Raw genomic sequence first — 17,824 nt, forward strand, 5'->3', positions numbered from 1 at the left:
GTATATTGCTGGCTTTTTTACAGGTAGGTATCCGTTACTGATTGGTGCCGAGCGGCGTATCATCTGCCGACACATAGTACTGGTTGATAATACGCCCATATGGGTCAAGAGCGTTATGGAATATTCGAACCACATCGTTCTTTTGAGGCTCTGAGACTTCGGTCATCCCCTCACCAATAGTGACGCGGCTGCCCTCGCCTTCTTGTTGGGGATAATACAGATACAAATCACCCTCAGTGACAAACGTACTTGGTCTTGACCATTGGTAGACAAACTCATCCTTACGTCCATCAAGTTGCTGTACTTTTGCTAAATACGGCATCATTTCCGGCTGTGATGCTGGCGGCTCAGTCAGATAAATCTGTTTGTCCAAAACTTGATCATCAAAGTGGAATGCCACTGTATATGTTTGGTTGCTTGGGATTGAACCTGCTTCACTTATTGGGTATCCAGAAAGCATACCGCTAACAAAGTTTCCACTATCAACGAGATGGCAACTGGTCGAGTTCGGCGTACGGTAGACTTTGTCCATTTGAATCACTTGGTCAGACGGCGATATCACGGTGACAAAGTTTAGACCATCAATAATCGAGCTTAGCGGCGCTAACTTATCGAAAAATGCTGGATTGCCGAATTGCCATTCCCCCACTTCAGGGACTGACTCGCAGTCAGATGCCGTTAAAAAGCCAGACGTTTCAAACACCCAATCAAAGGTGTCAAACTCACCCCAGTTATAAGGTTTGGCTGCTTGGTTTAACTTGTATACTGCATAAAATGAAGTCGGGTAGGCCTTATCGTCACCAAGGAACTTCAGCTTACCTTCATCAAACTCAAACCAAGCTTGGTCTCGCGCAATGCTGCTAGACGTGCTGGCTTCAAATGCCGTCGTATACCCTACCAGATAACGCTTTTTCTCAGGCTGACTGTCAAGCAGCACTAAATCGCGATAACGCTCTAAAGACGCATCGTTTTCATTCGGCAAAACATTAAAATAGTTTTGATGTAGCTCTGCTCGGTTTGCTCCAAACCAATGTGCTTCTGGCGCTAGGTATGCTTCAAACCCGGCTTGATCATCTTTGAGAAGAATCATTGCTTCGAGTATCTGCGAGGCTTGATTAAGCAGCGCCAGTTCTAACTTGAGCGCCTCCATCCCATAGTCCTCAGGCAACAACTGCTCCCCTTGCCAATCTTGCGCATAAGTAAGCGTTAGAGTGTGCTTATGATTAGGTCGATAAGTCACCACAGCGCCGTCAGAGTGATACTCTAACGCTAAAGCGGATAAGACTGCGTCCAATTTAGTGTGGTCAGCAGGATAATGCTCACGAAGCAAGTGACTATTTAGGCTCACTCCCGCAGCTTCAAACAATGGTTTTAGTGTGGACTTCAACTCAACTTGTGCGGCTTCAATCGCTGTCGCAGTAAACTTAGACTGATGCTGCTCAAAATCTTCAAACACAAGCTCGGCATCGATACCCGCGACCTTACCAATAAGCAATCGGGTCAGCGGGTTTAGGTTCAAGTATTGAGACCTGTTGTCCATCAAAATGGTGTACTCGCTAATGGCTTTAACGCCAGATGCTCCATCAATCTTAAGCAGCGTTGGATACACCAATTGCCCAGCATTAGCGATGGTAAATTCACCACCTTTTGGCACTGTGTACACCATGCTGTTGAGAACACTTGTTCTATCAGGGCTTGCATCAACCTGTGCTAAGGCAATACGCCCTTTGATCCCACCACCGGCCGAGGCTAGCCCTTGAATTGTCGAAAAAGAGGAACTGGATTCGTTGGTATCACTGTCTTGGCTACAGCCAGTCAGCATCAATCCCAAACCAACCAAGATAGAAAGTGCTTTGATGTTCATTATGTTCCTAAGCCATTACTGCTAAACGGCATTCCATCTAACAAAAAAAGAATTTGGCGGAGTCTAACTCAACCTTATCCGGCGGCTCCAAACAATAAAATCTATCGTGATCATGATTACGGCTTATCAACGACTAAACTCATCCGCACTGCATCCTCAGCAATACTCAAATGTCATAAATGAGCTTAAAAACATGCGCTGAATATCACAATTTGTTGAAATACGACTGCTTTGCACAAACAAAATGCAACAAAGATCACACAAATGCACTCTCTATGACAGTAGACTTCGGCCTCAAATTTATAGAGCTAGGGATAATTTATGAAAACAATAAAAACAACACTCGCATTACTTGTAGGAGCAGTGCTGCTCTCTGGTTGTAAGGACTCCGACGAGCAGACGGTGACAGAGGCAACTCAAGTGAAAATTGCGACCTATAACCTCTCTTTTGATCGTGCGACCTTTGACGATTTGGTTGCGGAAATGCAAATAGCCCCAGAGACTCAGCAGCAGCTTGTTACCAGCTACCTTGATGGCACTATCGACGATGCTGACAAAAGCCGAGCAGAAAAGGTCATTCAAATCCGAAATGTTGCGGCGATTATTCAGAAAAACCGTCCTGACGTGCTGATGATGGCCGAGTACAACAATGACGGTACTGGTGAAGATAAAACTGCGCTGATCGGCTTTCAAACCAACTACCTCTCGGTCGCTCAAAGCCTAGATGGTGCGGGCGGTGATGCTAACTTAGAGCCGATTGAGTACCCTTTTTCCGAGTCTTACGCGACCAATACTGGCCTACTTTCAGAACTTGATCTTGATAACAATGGCGTTGCAGGCCAGTTACCCGGCGACGCATGGGGCTTTGGTTTTTATCACGGCCAGTATGCGTTTGCGCTGATGTCCAAGTATCAGATAGATACGGCGAATACACGCACATTCCAAGAGTTCAAATGGAAAGACATGGTAGGCGCAGAGATACCAACCATTACTCTATGCGATGACGCCAACAACCCAATTCCTGCTGGTATGGCTTGCGGTGACAACTGGTATACCAATGAAGAGTGGCAACAAGTTAGACTGTCTTCCAAAAACCATGTAGATGCACCAATTATCATTCCAACAGCCGATGGTGATGAAGTGGTACATTTGTTAATGTCTCACCCTACACCACCAGTTTTCGATACGGGCAAAAACAAAGCGCAAAATGCAGCGGAAGTGACGTTTTGGCATGACTACATTCAAGGTAAAGACTACTTCTACGACGATGAAGGTAGCACAGGTGGGCTTGATAGCGGTGCCAAATTTGTGATGATGGGTGACCAAAACCTTGACCCTATCGCAGGCGATGGCATCAGCGCGGTTATGCAAGCGTTACACAACGACCCACTCGTCAATCAAGCGGTTTCTAACGGTGAACTGTACCCGACAAGCTTCGGGGCGGCAGAACATGCCACTGACAACAGCTCTACACACCCAGCGCCTAATCGCCTCACTTCAACCTTTGGCCTAGCTGTGGACTATGCACTCCCTTCTCAGACGTTAAACGTCGTTGATTCCGGGGTTTACTGGGCAGCAAGTTACGAAGAAGGTCGTTTGCTGTTTAACGATTCGCGCGTAGGCAAATGGGGTAACGGTAAGGATGTCTCGTCCGATCACCGTATGATTTGGATTAAAGCGGAGTTCTAACTTTTTCCTCATCTAGGTTCGCCTTAGCTCATAAATCTTGACTCTTAAGTCATCGCTAAGGCGAACTGGCACTGTAGGCTATCTGGCCTCGCCCCCTTTTTGTCTGCATGCTGTCATTGGCATTCGAGTCACTTTACCGTCTACGGCGCAGTCGACTAAAAAGCCAATTTTTCCGCTACTATAACCGGCAACACTGGCACTTGAGAACATAAGTAGCATTCCCATACCCGCTGCAATTATCCATTTCATAACGATGTCTCCTTACTTACAAAAGACACATTAATTATGTATGAGATTGCGTATTTCGCCATGTTCACGAAGTAACGCCCTAAAGCACAGACATTACCGAACGAACGCTAATTGTGCGACATAGCTCACTTACAACATTTAACTGTATGAATAAATGACTAATTTGTGCATATCGGCACAAGAGTAAGTTAAACTCGCCAAGCCTATTTGATGAGAGTTAGCGTCAGACTAACCCGTCAGGCATATCAGAGTAACAATAGCAGTAAGGTAATCAAATGAATCGAATCGTTCATGTACCCGCGCATTTTTGCGAAGTGGGGAAACATGAAGCTGTCGACTATAGCGATTCTCCCGTGTGGCGAAAAACGGGGTATTCGAAATCGGTAGTGGATAGCGTCCGTCTCGCAGAAGATCTGCAAAAAGCGGTCGCCACGCTAAATCATGATGGCTTTGAGGTGGTCTCTATTACCCCAATCACGAGTGGTGACTACGACTATAAAGCGATACTTGAGGCAGGTGGAAGAGGCGAAAACGGCTACGGTGGTTATGGCTATGGTTACGGCTTTAGTTATACACAGGGACTGATTGTTACCGCCAAGCGCATTCAAGGTATCTAAACGCTAACAAGTATTTCTGCAGAGAAGATTACATACCGAATTTTACATTCTGCCACGCTCTGCTCATCGCGCTTTTTGAGCAGCATGGTAAGATCGTGTTATACCAATTCGCTCCTTTTCCGCATCCTATTAATTGGTAAAAAGGCCGACCGGGATCAGCACCCAGTCGGCCTTTTTGTTTGTTCGAGCTTTATCAAGCCAAAAACATTAAGAAGCGGTCGCGTACTGCTCTAGTTCTTGGTGCGTCGCGGTTGTCACGTACTGACCATCTAGGTAGAAGTCAACGCTGTCTTGGCCAGTTACGCCCACTAATGTACGTGCTTTGCCAGCATCATCCAAAAATTCCATTTGCATTGTGCTGTCGTCAAGTTTCGATAGCTTCACTGGCGCTGTTGAGAACTTCTTGCCCACTTTGTGGTTTACTTTGATGTAAGCCTCAGCAGGTGTGTCCGCTACTGCTTTTTTCTTAGTGATAGGGTTCGTACCCGTCCAGAACTCAATAGAGTTAACAACAAATAGGTCAGCAGCCGCTGTGATCGCGTACACTGGTGACATCAAAGTGTAAAGACCTGCACGCGCGTAACGGTTATCAACACCTTTTAGGTTCACTTCATACATAAGTGCACCTGTTGTCGCCATTTGGCCGATACAGCCTGTTAGCATAGTAGACATTAACGCCGCAGCAATTGTTGTTTTGATCAGTTTCATCACTTAAACACCTATTGCCTGTCCACGTATTCAAAGACAAGCAAGTTGATTGAAATCATTAGAGAAACACCAGTCAATACCACTGATGCTTTCATTCTCACCACCAATAAATGGCGCGGAATTATAACGCCAATCAAACAGAGCGCTAGATAAGCAAAATAGGAAAAGTAGACGCGTTAACAAAGGTGATCAAATTCACCAATATTTGTACCAAAATGAGGATAAAACTAACTTTTATTCAATATGTTACTTAAAATTCGTTTTTTGTAAGCCAGCTAATATATTCACTAGCTGGTTACAAAAATACAAACTAACTCCGCCTTTTCCTACAACAGCACTAAACTTGCTGTCCCTAAGAAGGCGAAAAAGCCAACCACATCCGTCACTGTGGTCAAGATGACAGAACCTGCCAGTGCGGGATCAAGTTCCAGTTTATCGAGGATCAGGGGAATCAACACACCAAACAAGGCTGCGGTGATAATGTTAACGACGATCGCCAGGGCAATCGTGCCACCAAGCAGAGGCGATTGAAACCACAGGCCAGCTACGGCACCAATAATCAGAGCCCAAAGCAGGCCGTTAATCGCGCCAATACCAAGCTCATTTTTTATCAGCGCAAACCGGTTTCCTGAGGTGATCTGATTCAGCGCCATAGAGCGCACCATCAAGGTCAAAGTTTGGCTACCCGCAATGCCGCCCATTGAGGCCACGATCGGCATCAGAACCGCCAGTGCGACCACTTGAGCAATGACATCTTCAAACAGACCAATCGTTACAGAAGCAAGAATGGCGGTAAGCAGGTTAATACCGAGCCACACACCCCGTTTTTGTGAGCTTTTGAGGATCGGCGCAAACAAATCGTCGCCTTCGTCCATACCGGTACCCGCCATAAGGCGAGTTTCATAAATTTCACGCTGAGTGCTTAACGCAAACTTCCAATCAATCTCGCCCAGCAACCGCTTACGCTCATCGAGTACGGGAAGTGAGGTAAACGCAGAACGCTCCATGGCATCTACGGCCTCAGTGAGCTCTAGCGTGGCACTTAACGTGCTCACATGTTCCAGCACTAAGGACTTGACGCGTGTCGATGGCTCTGCACCGACCAACTCAGCGTATTCGACCATACCGCGAAAGCGGTGCTGCTTATCGATCAAATAAACGTAACCCGATGGCTCATGGGTGTACTTGTCCACCAGCACTTTGGCACGAGCGACGGAAATATTAAATGGCAGTGCCACCACTTTACGCTCAACCCAGCGACCCAGCTCTTCTTCTTGGTATTCATTCGCAAGATCGTAAAGCTCTAGCTCTGCGGGCTCTAGGAGGGAGATGGCCTCTTCGATGATCTCGTCAGGCAGTGAGTCTGCCCATTCAATCAAAGATAAGTTGTCGAGCTTAGCAAGAGTAAGCTTTAACTCGGTTTCTGATAGAGCATCGAGGATCGATACACGCACTTCACCACGAGACTCGGTAAGGACATCAATGTGGCTTTCGAGCGGCAGTTCACGCCAAAGCCTGACCCTTTGCTCAATAGGAAACGCTTCTAGAATAAGCGCAATCGATGCGGCATCTAGACCTTGCTCAATATATTGATTGAGGATCTGTGGCTGCTGCGTGTCTTCGGCCTGTGAGATTTGATCGATGTGAATTGAGAGATCTTGAAATTCGCTCACTAAGGGCTCCCTGAAACCATTCGCGTTAATAGAGTACCCTCTATCATAGCGAATAGGTCACACAGCCACATTCATAATATTGATAAATATGAGCAATTGTTCATCGAACAAACAATTTTGATTACTGATCAGTCCACTGAAAGACAATTTCACCTTGGGTCAAGGTTAACTTCACTACGCTATTGGCTTTTGGATGCTGATAGACAACAGCATTAACCAAAACCATATTTTGCGACGCAGTTAACGTCAAAGGATAAAACAATAAAAGCGAGCTCAGCAGTCAAGCTTTCGTTCGACCAATTGCAGGTAACCACTGACTTCTACGCGGTTTGTTTCCTCGCACGATACATCACCCAGGCCAATAATAAAAACCAATAAATTTGCACTAAAAATAATTTAAAATTATTAACTTAATTAAATAACACAACAGAGTTTTCCGCTATTCACTTTTATTTATAGAACTGTAACTATATACATGGCTTATATAAAATTTGAACTAAGATCACATAATAACAACGTTAGGTATATTCCATGTGCAAGTGTAAACGACGAGTCGCGATCGTTAGAATCAAGCGCAGTGTATGGCAAAAGCTCTCTGGCATCAAAGAGCTTTTCCGCTGCCGAGTTTGCGGGGAGGATCTGATCGTCCGTTAGTTTCCCCCGCTACCAATAACGCTGTCTGGGCTGAAACTCAGGCGGCGTTTTTTTTCTTAACGCACTTTGCATCCGCCCAAAGTTCCTTCCCAACATGATGCGTATTTGACTGTAGGTTTCGTAGGCCAATAGCTTCCAAGCTGGCGCTGTCCAATATCGGGTGTACATGTGCTTCATGGCTGCGTTCACATCGGGAGACATGCGTTTTACTTTAGTTGCGAGCGTTTGAGCAGCGTTTAATGGGTCTTCGCTGACCTCTGTTACCAATCCATATTTTAACGCCTCTTCCGCTGACAACTCATGGCCACAGATAGAGATGAGCATCGCTCTATCCTTTGGCATCACCTCACGCAGCGCAATAGAGCCTGCCATGTCCGATGTTAACCCCATCTTTGATTCCATAATGGATAGGTTCGCCCTTGGCGAACAAATACGAAAATCTGCTCCGAGCGCAATTTGCATCCCTGCGCCCCAGCAATAACCGTCGATTGCGGCAATGACTGGGACGGATAATTTGCGCCAATTACTGCTTACCTGTTGAGCTCGATTGGACTGACCCGGCCACCATTTGAACAGCAACTTCGCCGCATTGCTTTTATTAGTCATCATAGATTTGAAGTCGAGACCCGAACTAAAGTTCTCCCCTGACCCCGTCAAAATCACCGCCCTGAGCTGACGATCTTTACGTAGCGCGCGACTCACGTGAATCAGCTCTTCAAACATCCCCATGTCAACGCCATTGAGCTTATCAGGTCGATTTAACGCCACAGTCACCACATCCTCCGTGCGGCTCACGTTGATCCTTTTGTAGTCCATCGTTATTCCTTTATTTTGCTGGCTTTTTCATCAGTGTAGTGACGGCTGAAAGAAGCGTTAGAATATTTACTCAATTATGAGAGCCCCATCGTGTATAGCGCCCCGCCTCATTCATACATTGCGACAATCAGCCGAACCGAATGTGACATCTGACCAAAACTGACAATACAATCACTAATTTTTTCGATGTCGCTTACGTTATTGAGCTGTGTTACTTGTTTTGAGCCATTCGCGTGGTTGAATGAAACGGTTAGATTGGATGAATAGGAAGTAGAATCCATGATTAAGGAAAATCAGCAAAAAACTCACAGCAACGCAACCACAGTGATCACATATCAGGATAGCGATCCATGGTGGTTTAGCGTCTTATTAGTCGCATTTACCTACCTACTGTTAGCTTTTGTGCTCCCAAACCAACTGTCTAAGGGCGATCAAGACACCGCCGCCTTCGTAGATATGTTAAGTAGTTTTGCATTCCCTATTGCGATGACATGGTGTATTCCTTCACTCGTAATTCGAGCTAAGCAAATCATCATTGGCAAAAGGCAGTTCGCTTAAAAATTAGACACTTGTCACTTTTAACGGTGGATGCTTAATTCGTCCACCAAAAGTTTATTCTTTCACCTTATAGGCAGAACTTCTCAGGTTTACAAACAGTTAGCTCTAGCACGTCATACACCCTATAAAAATGTGAGTAAGATCACCTTGATCGTGCTTTTTCATGGTGTTATCGTGGTTTCGATGACGAAAATGTGACCACAAAGGAGTGTGCTTTGCCGAATATTCAAGTGAGTCGTTGGCGTGTTGAATCTTGCCCTAAAGCATTAGAGCAAAAAATCATCTCAGCCGTCGCCTACAAGGAAATGAAGGGAACTATTTCTGATTTTGAGTTGTGTCAGATATTCGGAGAAACCGTTTGGAAGAGCGGTGAGAATTACCATACTCATGCAGTATCGGTGTTAATTAACGAAGCCGAAAAGTGCTGCAGAGTGATACCTAGACAGTTTGCTTAACTGTTTTAGTCGCATTAAAAAGGTCTACCTTAGGGTAGACCTTTTTTTGTATCTGGCATTATTGTCTCTGAAACAACTTAGCTTTGCGAGTAGATAGCTTCTAGCTTCTCATCTTTGCGTTTCCAGACATCATTAAGCCAATTGTGGAAACGGCGCTTGAATACTTTGTCATTAAAGTAATCCCCATTTAGATTCTCATCCATTTGGTAGACATCTATCTTAACCACTACTTTGGTCAGTTTACCTTTCAACAAGTCCTTAAACGGATCTTCGCGGTTTTCTGGATACGCTAGTGTAATGTCGACGACACCATCTAACAGGTGATTCATTGCATTAAGAGTGAACGCAACGCCGCCTGTTTTTGGCTTCAACAAATGTCTATAAGGCGTTTTAACCGTTGCTAGTTTTTCTTCGCTGTAACGCGTACCTTCAACAAAACTGATCATAGTGGTGGGTACATGTTCAAACTTCTTACACGCCTTGCGAATCGCATTGAAATCGTCGTTGCGGCGCTCTGGATTCTTTACAAGGTAAGCTTGTGAATGCCTTTTCATAAATGGCATATCGAGTCCCCAGCACGCAAGGCCAACGAACGGGACGTACAACAGGCTCTGTTTAAGTAAGAACTTACACATTGGCATCTTGTTTTTCATTACTGAGGTAATGATAACAATGTCTGCCCAGCTAAGGTGGTTAGACAGTAGCATGTACCACTGTTCTGGCGTCAGATCGTCGCCGCCTTCTACATCCCATTCGATATTGTTGTTCAGATTAAGAAGCCACAAATTAATCGTTGCCCAAAGCCACATCTGCTTATTCGATAAGCTTGTCATCAGGGTCTTAACAGACGCGAAAGGTAGAACTAATTTGATGATCGAGAATGTACAAACCACCACAGCCGTAATAGCCGTATTGACCATGACAAGAAAAGAATTAATAAACAGACGTAGATTGCTAAACATACCAATTGTTACAGAACGTAAAAGAGGCGGCAATCATAGCAACTTTTGACCAAACGTATAGTAAAGCTTTGTCATCCAGATATGAATTTGTAGAATCAGTCCAATAAAACACTTAAATAACAAAAGCTTATAAAGCTACCGAACCATAGTCCTCCGACCAGAAATGAAAAAGCCTTGTGAACACACAAGGCTAAAGCTCGTCATTTAAGCCAACCAGCCAGCGAAATGCCCAACTAAGTACAAACATAGCCCAGCCATAATGCCGGCAACAATATCATCAATCATGATACCCAATCCGCCATGCATCCGTTTGTCGAGCCAGCCGATAGGCCAAGGTTTTACCATGTCAAAGAAGCGAAACAGCACAAAGCCTGTGATTAACCACTTCCAATCATCGGCGGGCAGCTTTAGCGCTGGGACAATCGCCATGGTGATCCAAAAGCCCGCAAACTCATCCCAAACGATTGAGCCATGATCGTGCACACCCATGTCTTGCGAGGTGACGTCGCAAATTTTGATGCCAATGATACAAGCAATAACCACGGCAATGAGGTAAACGCTTAACGGTAGCTGAACCAGTAACAGGTACAAAGGGATCGACGCGAGTGTTCCCATGGTGCCGGGGATAATCGGCGACAGACCGCTTCCAAAACCGGTTGCTAACAAGTGCCAAGGGTTTTTAAGTGAGATTAAGTCGAGAGGATTGCTCATTGATTTCCCTTAAAATGATCAAAACCATCGAGTTGCCAGTCAACTGGCGCATCGTCGTTATGAAGCTCTAAATATTCGGTGCCGGTCAGTTGCCCAATACAGGTAAACGGCGTGTTACTTAACGCCACTTCAAGTTGACCGCGATTGGCCTCTGGTACCGTAAAGCATAGCTCGTACTCTTCACCACTGGTCAATGCATATTGCTGAGCACGGGCGCTGCTACCAACGAACTGAAGTAACTCTTTAGATACAGGAAGCGCAGCAACATTAAGCCTTGCGCCAACCTTAGAGCGTTTTAGAATGTGCCCCAAATCGGCCACCAGCCCATCAGAAATATCGATAGCCGCTGATGCAACATCTCGCAAGGCTATTCCTGCGAGCACGCGTGGTGTGGCTTCAAAGTGACGTCGCTGCAATTCTTGGTTAAGGCTGTTATCCGCGCTGATGTTGTTTTCTAAAATCACATCAAGTCCAGCTTTGGCATCACCAAGAAGGCCTGTGACATAGACCCAGTCTCCGGACTGCGCACCATGGCGAGTCAGCGCCTTCCCTTCTGGCAGCGTACCTTGAACAGTAAGGGTAATGGTGAGAGGACCTTTAGTGGTGTCGCCACCAATCAGTTGAATACCGTAATAGTCAGCAAGCTTGAAAAACGCATTAGAGAAACGCTCTAACCACGCCGTATTGATTTCAGGTAACGAAATACCCATAGAAACCCAAGCGGGGGAAGCGCCCATGGCCACGAGATCACTGATGTTTGACGCGAGGGCTTTGTGAGCAATTTGCGCTGGATTGGCGTCGGCGAGAAAGTGAGTACCCGCCACTAAGGTGTCGGTACTAATAGCAATGTGAGTGCCTGCTGGAGGGGCGACAATCGCACAGTCGTCTCCTTGAGCGAGAATCACATCTTTGCGGTTTTGCTGCTTATGAGCAAAGTACTTATCGATTAAACTAAATTCACCAGACATCTTGTCGACTTGGCAACGAAAAGGTGTACAGAGTATATAAAAAAGGCCAGCAAATTGCTGACCTTTTTACGAATAGACAAACGTTGTTTGTTACTTCTTGCGAACGTGCGGTGCGGCTTTATCTAGTACACCGTTAACAAACTTGTGGCTGTCTTCTGCAGCGAATACTTTTGCAAGTTCGATCGCTTCGTTAATAACCACTTTGTAAGGTACGTCTTCACGGCTTGTCATCTCATACATCGCTAGGCGAAGTAGCGCAAGTTCCATCATGTCTAGATCTTGCATTGGGCGAGAAACAAATGGACGTAGCTTGCTGTCTAGCTCCGTGTGATTCAACGCGACACCCGTGAGTAGGTCACGGAAATATACAACGTCAGTCTCTGGCGCAGTCAACGCAGGCTCAGCAGCATGATGTTCTTCTTCATCATACTTACCACCTGATAAGAACTGTTCTTCAACAGTGGCAACATTTTCTTTAGTAATTTGCCAAGAATAAATTGCTTGCAGAGCAAATTGACGTGCATTACGACGTGCGGCTGGTTTCACACTGGCCCCCATTAGGAATCGATTTCAGAAAGAACGTTGATCATTTCAAGCGCGCTTAGTGCAGCCTCTGCACCTTTATTACCAGCCTTGGTTCCTGCACGCTCGATAGCTTGATCGATGGTATCAACAGTCAATACACCAAAGGCTACTGGTAGGCTATATTCCAGAGACACTTGTGCAAGACCTTTATTACACTCACTACAAACATAGTCGAAATGTGGTGTACCGCCACGAATGACTGTACCTAGCGATACGATTGCATCAAACTTGCCTGTTTTTGCAACACGTTGAGCAACAAGCGGTAGCTCTACTGCACCTGGGCAGCGTACAACCGTGATGTTGTCTTCGCTCACTTGACCGTGACGTTTCAAAGTATCGATAGCACCTGACAATAGGCTTTCATTGATAAAACTATTGAAACGAGCAATCACAATAGCAATCTTTGCGTTCGGTGCTGGGAAGCCACCCTCGATAACTTTCATATGCTTTCCTTATAAACTATGTTCATCGCGCGAGAATCGACGGATTCTAGCACAAGTCTTTTATTAATATCTACCGCTAACTTTGCCGAGACAAGGCTTTGACAAAGCTGCCCAAAATAGCGCGCGGTCTTGATGAGAAAAAGCCTTTGCTTATCAGAAGCAAAGGCTTGTTTGATTATTCTGTAACGTACTCGGTTACTGTCAGACCAAAACCGCCAAGTGCATGGTATTTTTTATCTGCCGATGACAACAGCTTCATTTCATGCACGCCAAGGTCGGCTAGAATTTGCGAGCCCACACCTACGCGGCGTGATGTACCCTGCTTTTTCGCCATGGTTGGCGCAGTACCGCTGTCTTGCTGTTCGAACATTTTCATCTTGTGAATCAAGAAGTCTGTGCTCTCTTCATTACCAAGAATCACTAGCACACCACCTTCATCGCCAATGCGCTTCATCGCTTTGTCCAGAGTCCAGCTGCGATCTGAGTTGCGGTTTGAGCGCAGAATATCAGTGAACGTGTCTTGCAAGTGAACACGTACCAGTGGCGTGCTTGCCGTCAAGTCACCAGCGCACATAGCGTAGTGGATTTGGTTGTCGATGGTATCGCGGTAAGTGACCAGCTCAAAATCACCAAACTCAGTTGGCAGATGACACGCAGCCACACGCTCAATCGTTGTTTCGTTGTTGTTGCGGTACTCGATTAGATCAGCAATCGTGCCTAGCTTGATGTCATGCTTTTCAGCAAAGACTTCAAGATCTGGGCGACGAGCCATGGTGCCGTCGTCGTTTAAGATCTCAACAATCACCGATGCTGGCTCAAGACCCGCCAATTTTGCTAAATCGCAGCCCGCTTCGGTGTGACCTGCGCGAGTCAGTACACCACCATCTTGAGCAGCAAGTGGGAAAATATGCCCTGGCTGAACAAGATCGGCCGCTTTTGCGTCTTTCGCCACAGCCGCTTGCACAGTACGCGCTCGGTCAGCAGCAGAGATACCTGTGGTGACGCCTTCAGCCGCTTCAATCGACACGGTAAAGTTTGTGGTGTATTGCGCGTTATTGTCTTGCACCATAGGTGGCAGACCCAGCGTTTCACAGCGGTCTTTGGTCATGGTTAAGCAGATAAGACCGCGACCATGGGTGGCCATAAAGTTGATGGCTTCAGGAGTAATATGTTCAGCGGCCATGATAAGGTCGCCTTCGTTTTCACGATCTTCATCATCCATCAGGATGACCATTTTTCCTAAACGGATATCTTCAATGATTTCTTGCGGCGTACTAATTGGCATTTCACGTTCCTGTTATTGCGCTTGTTGTTATCTGGGTTTTGCGACTCATGGTTTTTGCGAATCATAGGTTTTCGAGAATCAGATTCGCGATATTAAGCAAAACCGTTTTGTTGTAAGAATTCCATCGTCAGTCTCGACTCAGGCTCAGAGTGAGTCTGCGCTTGCAGCAAGCGTTCCATGTAGCGAGCCATGACATCGACTTCAAGATTTACTCTTCGACCAACCTGGAACTGGTCGATGGTCGTCTCTTCCGAGGTATGCGGCACGATAGTTAGCTTAAACGCATCTTTTCGAAGGTCGTTCACCGTCAAGCTAATACCATCTACAGTAATCGAGCCTTTTTCGGCGACATACTTAGTGATCTCCGATGGCATCTGCACCCAATACTCAACCGCTCGGCCGACTTGTTGTCTATCGACAATCTCACCCACGCCATCAACGTGGCCAGAGACAATATGGCCACCGAAACGCGTGGTCGGCAGCATCGCTTTTTCAAGGTTCACTTTGTCGCCCACACTGTAGTGAGCAAACCCTGTCTTCTTGAGGGTTTCCAGCGACAAGTCCGCTTGGTAACTATTCTCAGAGAAGTCCACCACGGTTAAACATACGCCGTTGGTCGCAATACTGTCACCGAGCTTCACATCGCCCATGTCCAGTTTGCCTACCTCAACGGTAACACTGATGTCTTCCCCTTTTGGCGTGATCGCTTTAAGAGTACCAACGGCTTCAATAATTCCTGTAAACATCTTCTATTTCTTAATGTGCTGTGGCGTGGCAACGATTCGAATATCGTTACCTACCATACGAATATCTTTAATGTCGAGATCGATAACCTGTTGCATCGACTCAAGCCCAAGCGCGCCGATCAGTCCTCGACCATCAGCCCCCATAAGCTTAGGCGCTAAATAGACAATAAGCTCATCGACAAGCTGCTGCTCAATCATGGAACGTGCTAACGTCGCTCCAGCTTCGACCCAGACATGGTTAATTTGGTGCTCTGCCGCCAATGCATCTAACGTCTGAGCGAGGTCTAGCTGTTCACTCGCCCCTTCAGGGATATTGAGGTCGCTACCTTCATGGGCAACACGGATGATGGCACCTTCGGTGCTAAACAGTTTTAAATCGGGGCTGAGCTGATTTTGTCTATCCAAAATCACTCGTGCAGGCTGACGAAGCTCAGTGGAGTCAATCACTGAATGCACTTGGCTTGGCAGTTCATTCCAACGAACATTTAAAGATGCATTGTCATCAATAACAGTGCGGCTAGTAGACAACACTGCCCCAGCTTCCGCGCGATAGGCTTGCACATCGCGGCGCGCTTCAGCGCCTGTGATCCACTGACTTTTACCGTTAGCAAGCGCAGTTTGTCCATCAAGGCTGGCCGCCATTTTAAGCTGAACGAAGGGGCGATTGGTTTCCATTTTCTTTAGAAAACCGCGATTCAGTGCTCGCGCATCTTGCTCCAAGATACCAACCTGCACTTCAATACCCGCCTCTTCAAGCATCGCAAAACCACGTCCAGCAACTTGTGGATTCGGATCGGACATGGCACAAACAACTTTGGCAACGCCTGCCTTAATTAGCCCCTCAGCACAAGGTGGCGTGCGGCCATAGTGAGAGCAAGGCTCTAGGGTGACATACGCCGTTGCGCCCTTGGCTTTATCACCCGCCATACGCATCGCGTGCACTTCGGCATGTGGCTCCCCTGCTTTTTTATGGTAGCCGTGGCCGACAATGACATCATTTTGAGTGATCACGCAGCCCACATTGGGGTTTGGGGCAGTGGTGAAACGGCCTTTCTTGGCAAGGTCAATCGCTAAACTCATCATCTGATAGTCAATAGCGCTAAACTGACTCATAGTAATCCATACCTATCGCTGAATGGGGTAAGCCGTTAGTCTTCCAAGCGAGCGATTTCTTCACCAAACTCGCGAATGTCTTCAAAACTACGGTAAACAGATGCGAAACGAATATACGCCACCTTATCCAGCTCTTTTAGCTGGGTCATCACTAGGTTACCTATCATTTCGCTTGGGACTTCACGCTCACCAGTAGCACGAAGTTGAGATTCAATATGACTGATCGCAAGTTCAATCGCGTCAGCACTCACTGGGCGCTTTTCTAACGCACGCTGAATGCCACCCACCATCTTATCTTTATTAAACGGCTCACGATTACCATTAGATTTAATCACCTTTGGCATCACAAGCTCGGCAGTCTCAAAGGTGGTGAAGCGTTCACTGCACGCCAAACATTGACGACGACGGCGCACCTGATGGCCATCGGCTACCAGTCTGGAATCGATAACTTTTGTGTCATTTTCTGAACAAAATGGACAATGCATAACACCTCCTATGGTTAAGCCCACAGTTTAGCGAAAATTCACCTATTAAGAAATCCACTAATTAACCCGTAAAGTAACGTAATTAGGTGTAATCTTGGATGGCGTCACACTCTTGCCAACCAAATTCGCTCATCAGTCCCAACCAAACTGGATCAAACCCTGCTTGAATGCGAACAGGCTCGCCCGTTATTGGGTGGTTAAACGCCAAACAAGAGGCATGCAGCAGCAAACGATGGGCATCGTAATGCTCTCTAAACAAGCGGTTATGTCGGCCATCACCATGAGTCGTGTCACCAACAATGGGGTGACTCAAATGATGCATATGACGACGAAGCTGATGCTTGCGACCCGTTTTCGGCTTCATTTCCATTAAGCAGTAGCGGCTGGTTGGAAAACGTCCTGTTGAGTAAGGCACTTCAACCTTGGCCAAAGGCTCATATGCGGTGACTGCTGGCTGCGCCTCTTTGTCTTGATCGGCAAACTTATCGGCTATTTTGTCTAATTCCACTTTCAGTGGGTAATCTAAAACATCTCCTGCCTCAATCCAGCCACGGACGATAGCATGGTAGGTTTTCTCAATATTGTGCTCGGCAAACATCGGCATCGCTTTTGCAGCTATCTCACTGGAAAGCGCAAACAACAGCACTCCCGATGTCGGTCTATCCAAGCGGTGTAAAGGGAAAACATGCTGACCAATTTGGTCGCGCAGAGTTTGCATGACAAAACGTGTTTCGTTTTTATCGAGCCATGAACGGTGTACCAACATACCCGCAGGCTTGTTCACCGCGATGAGGTACTCATCTCGATAGACAATCTCTAGTGGCTCCACCTCTGGCAAAGCAGTCGATTCGCTCATTTTGCGGCCTCGTCTATTTGTTTAAGCACCGTTAGTACCTCGGCCAACTCCGGGCGCAGTTTCCACACTTCTTCAAAGTATGGCGTGATTTCAAACCCTTTTGGCGTGTCGCCACCTGCCTCAATCAGAGACTCCATTCGGGCAATAAAAATCCATTGCAACCACTCTTGGGGCTCAAGGGTATCGACTGCGAACGGCTGTTGGCTACTCAATGCCTGAGCATCTGGGGCATGCTGCTGCCAAAGTGCGTGTTTTTTAAGCTGCTGTTTCAGCTCAACAAGTAATAACTTCATAGATCTATCTAGTAGCGCGACGAACTATTTCACGACTTTGCATCATCGCTATTGAAAATGGTCGTCAATGACTTGAAAATTGGCGATAGAATAC

Annotated in this window: 20 protein-coding genes; 4 read left to right on the forward strand and 16 right to left on the reverse strand. The window is 46.5% G+C overall.

Annotated elements, in window-relative coordinates; translation table 11 throughout:
- Positions 1–34 precede the first annotated feature (34 nt).
- Positions 35–1,864, reverse strand: a complete 1,830-nt coding sequence (locus AAA946_RS11845; protein ID WP_338165034.1) for a hypothetical protein — start codon at positions 1,862–1,864, stop codon at positions 35–37.
- A gap of 321 nt (positions 1,865–2,185) precedes the next feature.
- On the opposite strand from AAA946_RS11845, the gene AAA946_RS11850 reads away from it, so the two are divergent.
- Positions 2,186–3,553 carry an endonuclease/exonuclease/phosphatase family protein gene (locus AAA946_RS11850; protein WP_338165035.1) on the forward strand — a complete coding sequence of 456 codons (1,368 nt, stop codon included), beginning with the start codon at positions 2,186–2,188 and terminating at the stop codon, positions 3,551–3,553.
- 78 nt (positions 3,554–3,631) lie between these two features.
- On the opposite strand, the gene AAA946_RS11855 is transcribed toward AAA946_RS11850, so the two are convergent.
- Positions 3,632–3,802 carry a hypothetical protein gene (locus tag AAA946_RS11855; RefSeq protein WP_338165036.1) on the reverse strand — a complete coding sequence of 57 codons (171 nt, stop codon included), beginning with the start codon at positions 3,800–3,802 and terminating at the stop codon, positions 3,632–3,634.
- A 275-nt stretch (positions 3,803–4,077) separates the two neighbouring features.
- Between AAA946_RS11855 and AAA946_RS11860 the strand changes: the two genes are divergently transcribed.
- Positions 4,078–4,419: a hypothetical protein gene (locus tag AAA946_RS11860; protein WP_338165037.1), complete on the forward strand. Its 342-nt coding sequence runs from the start codon at positions 4,078–4,080 to the stop codon at positions 4,417–4,419.
- 207 nt (positions 4,420–4,626) lie between these two features.
- Here AAA946_RS11860 and AAA946_RS11865 read toward each other — a convergent pair whose 3' ends face one another.
- The 3 genes from AAA946_RS11865 to AAA946_RS11875 form a co-directional block, all read right to left on the reverse strand.
- Complete coding sequence (locus AAA946_RS11865) at positions 4,627–5,127, reverse strand: DUF3332 family protein (protein ID WP_338165038.1); 501 nt, start codon at positions 5,125–5,127, stop codon at positions 4,627–4,629.
- 326 nt (positions 5,128–5,453) lie between these two features.
- Entirely contained in the window at positions 5,454–6,800 is a 1,347-nt protein-coding gene (locus tag AAA946_RS11870; RefSeq protein WP_338165039.1) for a magnesium transporter, read from the reverse strand.
- Positions 6,801–7,463: 663 nt separating this feature from the next.
- The gene (locus AAA946_RS11875) at positions 7,464–8,270 is read right to left on the reverse strand and encodes a crotonase/enoyl-CoA hydratase family protein (protein WP_338165040.1); all 807 of its coding nucleotides are present in this window, start codon (positions 8,268–8,270) and stop codon (positions 7,464–7,466) included.
- Positions 8,271–8,549: 279 nt separating this feature from the next.
- Between AAA946_RS11875 and AAA946_RS11880 the strand changes: the two genes are divergently transcribed.
- Positions 8,550–8,828, forward strand: coding sequence for a hypothetical protein (locus tag AAA946_RS11880; RefSeq protein WP_338165041.1), 279 nt, complete (start codon positions 8,550–8,552; stop codon positions 8,826–8,828).
- A 215-nt stretch (positions 8,829–9,043) separates the two neighbouring features.
- Complete coding sequence (locus AAA946_RS11885; protein WP_338165042.1) at positions 9,044–9,283, forward strand: hypothetical protein; 240 nt, start codon at positions 9,044–9,046, stop codon at positions 9,281–9,283.
- A gap of 77 nt (positions 9,284–9,360) precedes the next feature.
- On the opposite strand, the gene AAA946_RS11890 is transcribed toward AAA946_RS11885, so the two are convergent.
- The 11 genes from AAA946_RS11890 to AAA946_RS11940 form a co-directional block, all read right to left on the reverse strand.
- A complete protein-coding gene (locus AAA946_RS11890; protein WP_338165043.1) occupies positions 9,361–10,245 on the reverse strand; it encodes an acyltransferase in 885 nt (294 codons plus the stop codon).
- Positions 10,246–10,449: 204 nt separating this feature from the next.
- Positions 10,450–10,956 (reverse strand): phosphatidylglycerophosphatase A, encoded by a 507-nt coding sequence (gene pgpA / locus AAA946_RS11895; protein WP_112462109.1) that lies wholly within the window; start codon positions 10,954–10,956, stop codon positions 10,450–10,452.
- Complete coding sequence (thiL, locus tag AAA946_RS11900; protein WP_338165044.1) at positions 10,953–11,924, reverse strand: thiamine-phosphate kinase; 972 nt, start codon at positions 11,922–11,924, stop codon at positions 10,953–10,955. The genes pgpA and thiL overlap by 4 nt, the downstream gene beginning before the upstream one ends.
- Positions 11,925–12,014: 90 nt before the next feature.
- Complete coding sequence (gene nusB, locus AAA946_RS11905; protein WP_006069876.1) at positions 12,015–12,482, reverse strand: transcription antitermination factor NusB; 468 nt, start codon at positions 12,480–12,482, stop codon at positions 12,015–12,017.
- Positions 12,482–12,952 (reverse strand): 6,7-dimethyl-8-ribityllumazine synthase, encoded by a 471-nt coding sequence (gene ribH, locus AAA946_RS11910; RefSeq protein WP_004741508.1) that lies wholly within the window; start codon positions 12,950–12,952, stop codon positions 12,482–12,484. The genes nusB and ribH overlap by 1 nt, the downstream gene beginning before the upstream one ends.
- A 175-nt stretch (positions 12,953–13,127) precedes the next feature.
- Complete coding sequence (ribBA, locus tag AAA946_RS11915; RefSeq protein WP_338165045.1) at positions 13,128–14,237, reverse strand: bifunctional 3,4-dihydroxy-2-butanone-4-phosphate synthase/GTP cyclohydrolase II; 1,110 nt, start codon at positions 14,235–14,237, stop codon at positions 13,128–13,130.
- A gap of 92 nt (positions 14,238–14,329) precedes the next feature.
- Positions 14,330–14,983: a riboflavin synthase gene (locus tag AAA946_RS11920; RefSeq protein WP_338165046.1), complete on the reverse strand. Its 654-nt coding sequence runs from the start codon at positions 14,981–14,983 to the stop codon at positions 14,330–14,332.
- Positions 14,984–14,986: 3 nt separating this feature from the next.
- Positions 14,987–16,096, reverse strand: a complete 1,110-nt coding sequence (gene ribD, locus AAA946_RS11925) for a bifunctional diaminohydroxyphosphoribosylaminopyrimidine deaminase/5-amino-6-(5-phosphoribosylamino)uracil reductase RibD (RefSeq protein WP_338165047.1) — start codon at positions 16,094–16,096, stop codon at positions 14,987–14,989.
- Between the two features lie 35 nt (positions 16,097–16,131).
- Positions 16,132–16,581, reverse strand: coding sequence for a transcriptional regulator NrdR (gene nrdR / locus AAA946_RS11930; protein ID WP_338165048.1), 450 nt, complete (start codon positions 16,579–16,581; stop codon positions 16,132–16,134).
- Positions 16,582–16,663: 82 nt separating this feature from the next.
- On the reverse strand, positions 16,664–17,437 hold the full coding sequence (gene truC / locus AAA946_RS11935) for a tRNA pseudouridine(65) synthase TruC (RefSeq protein ID WP_338165049.1): 774 nt from the start codon (positions 17,435–17,437) through the stop codon (positions 16,664–16,666).
- On the reverse strand, positions 17,434–17,730 hold the full coding sequence (locus AAA946_RS11940) for a YqcC family protein (RefSeq protein ID WP_112462103.1): 297 nt from the start codon (positions 17,728–17,730) through the stop codon (positions 17,434–17,436). The genes truC and AAA946_RS11940 overlap by 4 nt, the downstream gene beginning before the upstream one ends.
- Positions 17,731–17,824 lie beyond the last annotated feature (94 nt).

Origin of the sequence: Vibrio sp. 10N (assembly GCF_036245475.1) — a bacterium.
Taxonomy (GTDB): domain Bacteria; phylum Pseudomonadota; class Gammaproteobacteria; order Enterobacterales; family Vibrionaceae; genus Vibrio.

Bases quoted from the DNA above. Each gene is read 5' to 3' on its own strand.
- nusB (WP_006069876.1), bottom strand. From the start codon at position 12,482: ATGGGGGCCAGTGTGAAACCAGCCGCACGTCGTAATGCACGTCAATTT.
- AAA946_RS11920 (WP_338165046.1), bottom strand. From the start codon at position 14,983: ATGTTTACAGGAATTATTGAAGCCGTTGGTACTCTTAAAGCGATCACG.
- AAA946_RS11855 (WP_338165036.1), bottom strand. From the start codon at position 3,802: ATGAAATGGATAATTGCAGCGGGTATGGGAATGCTACTTATGTTCTCA.
- nrdR (WP_338165048.1), bottom strand. From the start codon at position 16,581: ATGCATTGTCCATTTTGTTCAGAAAATGACACAAAAGTTATCGATTCC.
- ribBA (WP_338165045.1), bottom strand. From the start codon at position 14,237: ATGCCAATTAGTACGCCGCAAGAAATCATTGAAGATATCCGTTTAGGA.
- pgpA (WP_112462109.1), bottom strand. From the start codon at position 10,956: ATGAGCAATCCTCTCGACTTAATCTCACTTAAAAACCCTTGGCACTTG.
- ribH (WP_004741508.1), bottom strand. From the start codon at position 12,952: ATGAAAGTTATCGAGGGTGGCTTCCCAGCACCGAACGCAAAGATTGCT.
- AAA946_RS11850 (WP_338165035.1), top strand. From the start codon at position 2,186: ATGAAAACAATAAAAACAACACTCGCATTACTTGTAGGAGCAGTGCTG.
- AAA946_RS11860 (WP_338165037.1), top strand. From the start codon at position 4,078: ATGAATCGAATCGTTCATGTACCCGCGCATTTTTGCGAAGTGGGGAAA.
- AAA946_RS11865 (WP_338165038.1), bottom strand. From the start codon at position 5,127: ATGAAACTGATCAAAACAACAATTGCTGCGGCGTTAATGTCTACTATG.
- thiL (WP_338165044.1), bottom strand. From the start codon at position 11,924: ATGTCTGGTGAATTTAGTTTAATCGATAAGTACTTTGCTCATAAGCAG.
- ribD (WP_338165047.1), bottom strand. From the start codon at position 16,096: ATGAGTCAGTTTAGCGCTATTGACTATCAGATGATGAGTTTAGCGATT.
- AAA946_RS11940 (WP_112462103.1), bottom strand. From the start codon at position 17,730: ATGAAGTTATTACTTGTTGAGCTGAAACAGCAGCTTAAAAAACACGCA.
- AAA946_RS11890 (WP_338165043.1), bottom strand. From the start codon at position 10,245: ATGTTTAGCAATCTACGTCTGTTTATTAATTCTTTTCTTGTCATGGTC.
- AAA946_RS11875 (WP_338165040.1), bottom strand. From the start codon at position 8,270: ATGGACTACAAAAGGATCAACGTGAGCCGCACGGAGGATGTGGTGACT.
- truC (WP_338165049.1), bottom strand. From the start codon at position 17,437: ATGAGCGAATCGACTGCTTTGCCAGAGGTGGAGCCACTAGAGATTGTC.
- AAA946_RS11845 (WP_338165034.1), bottom strand. From the start codon at position 1,864: ATGAACATCAAAGCACTTTCTATCTTGGTTGGTTTGGGATTGATGCTG.
- AAA946_RS11880 (WP_338165041.1), top strand. From the start codon at position 8,550: ATGATTAAGGAAAATCAGCAAAAAACTCACAGCAACGCAACCACAGTG.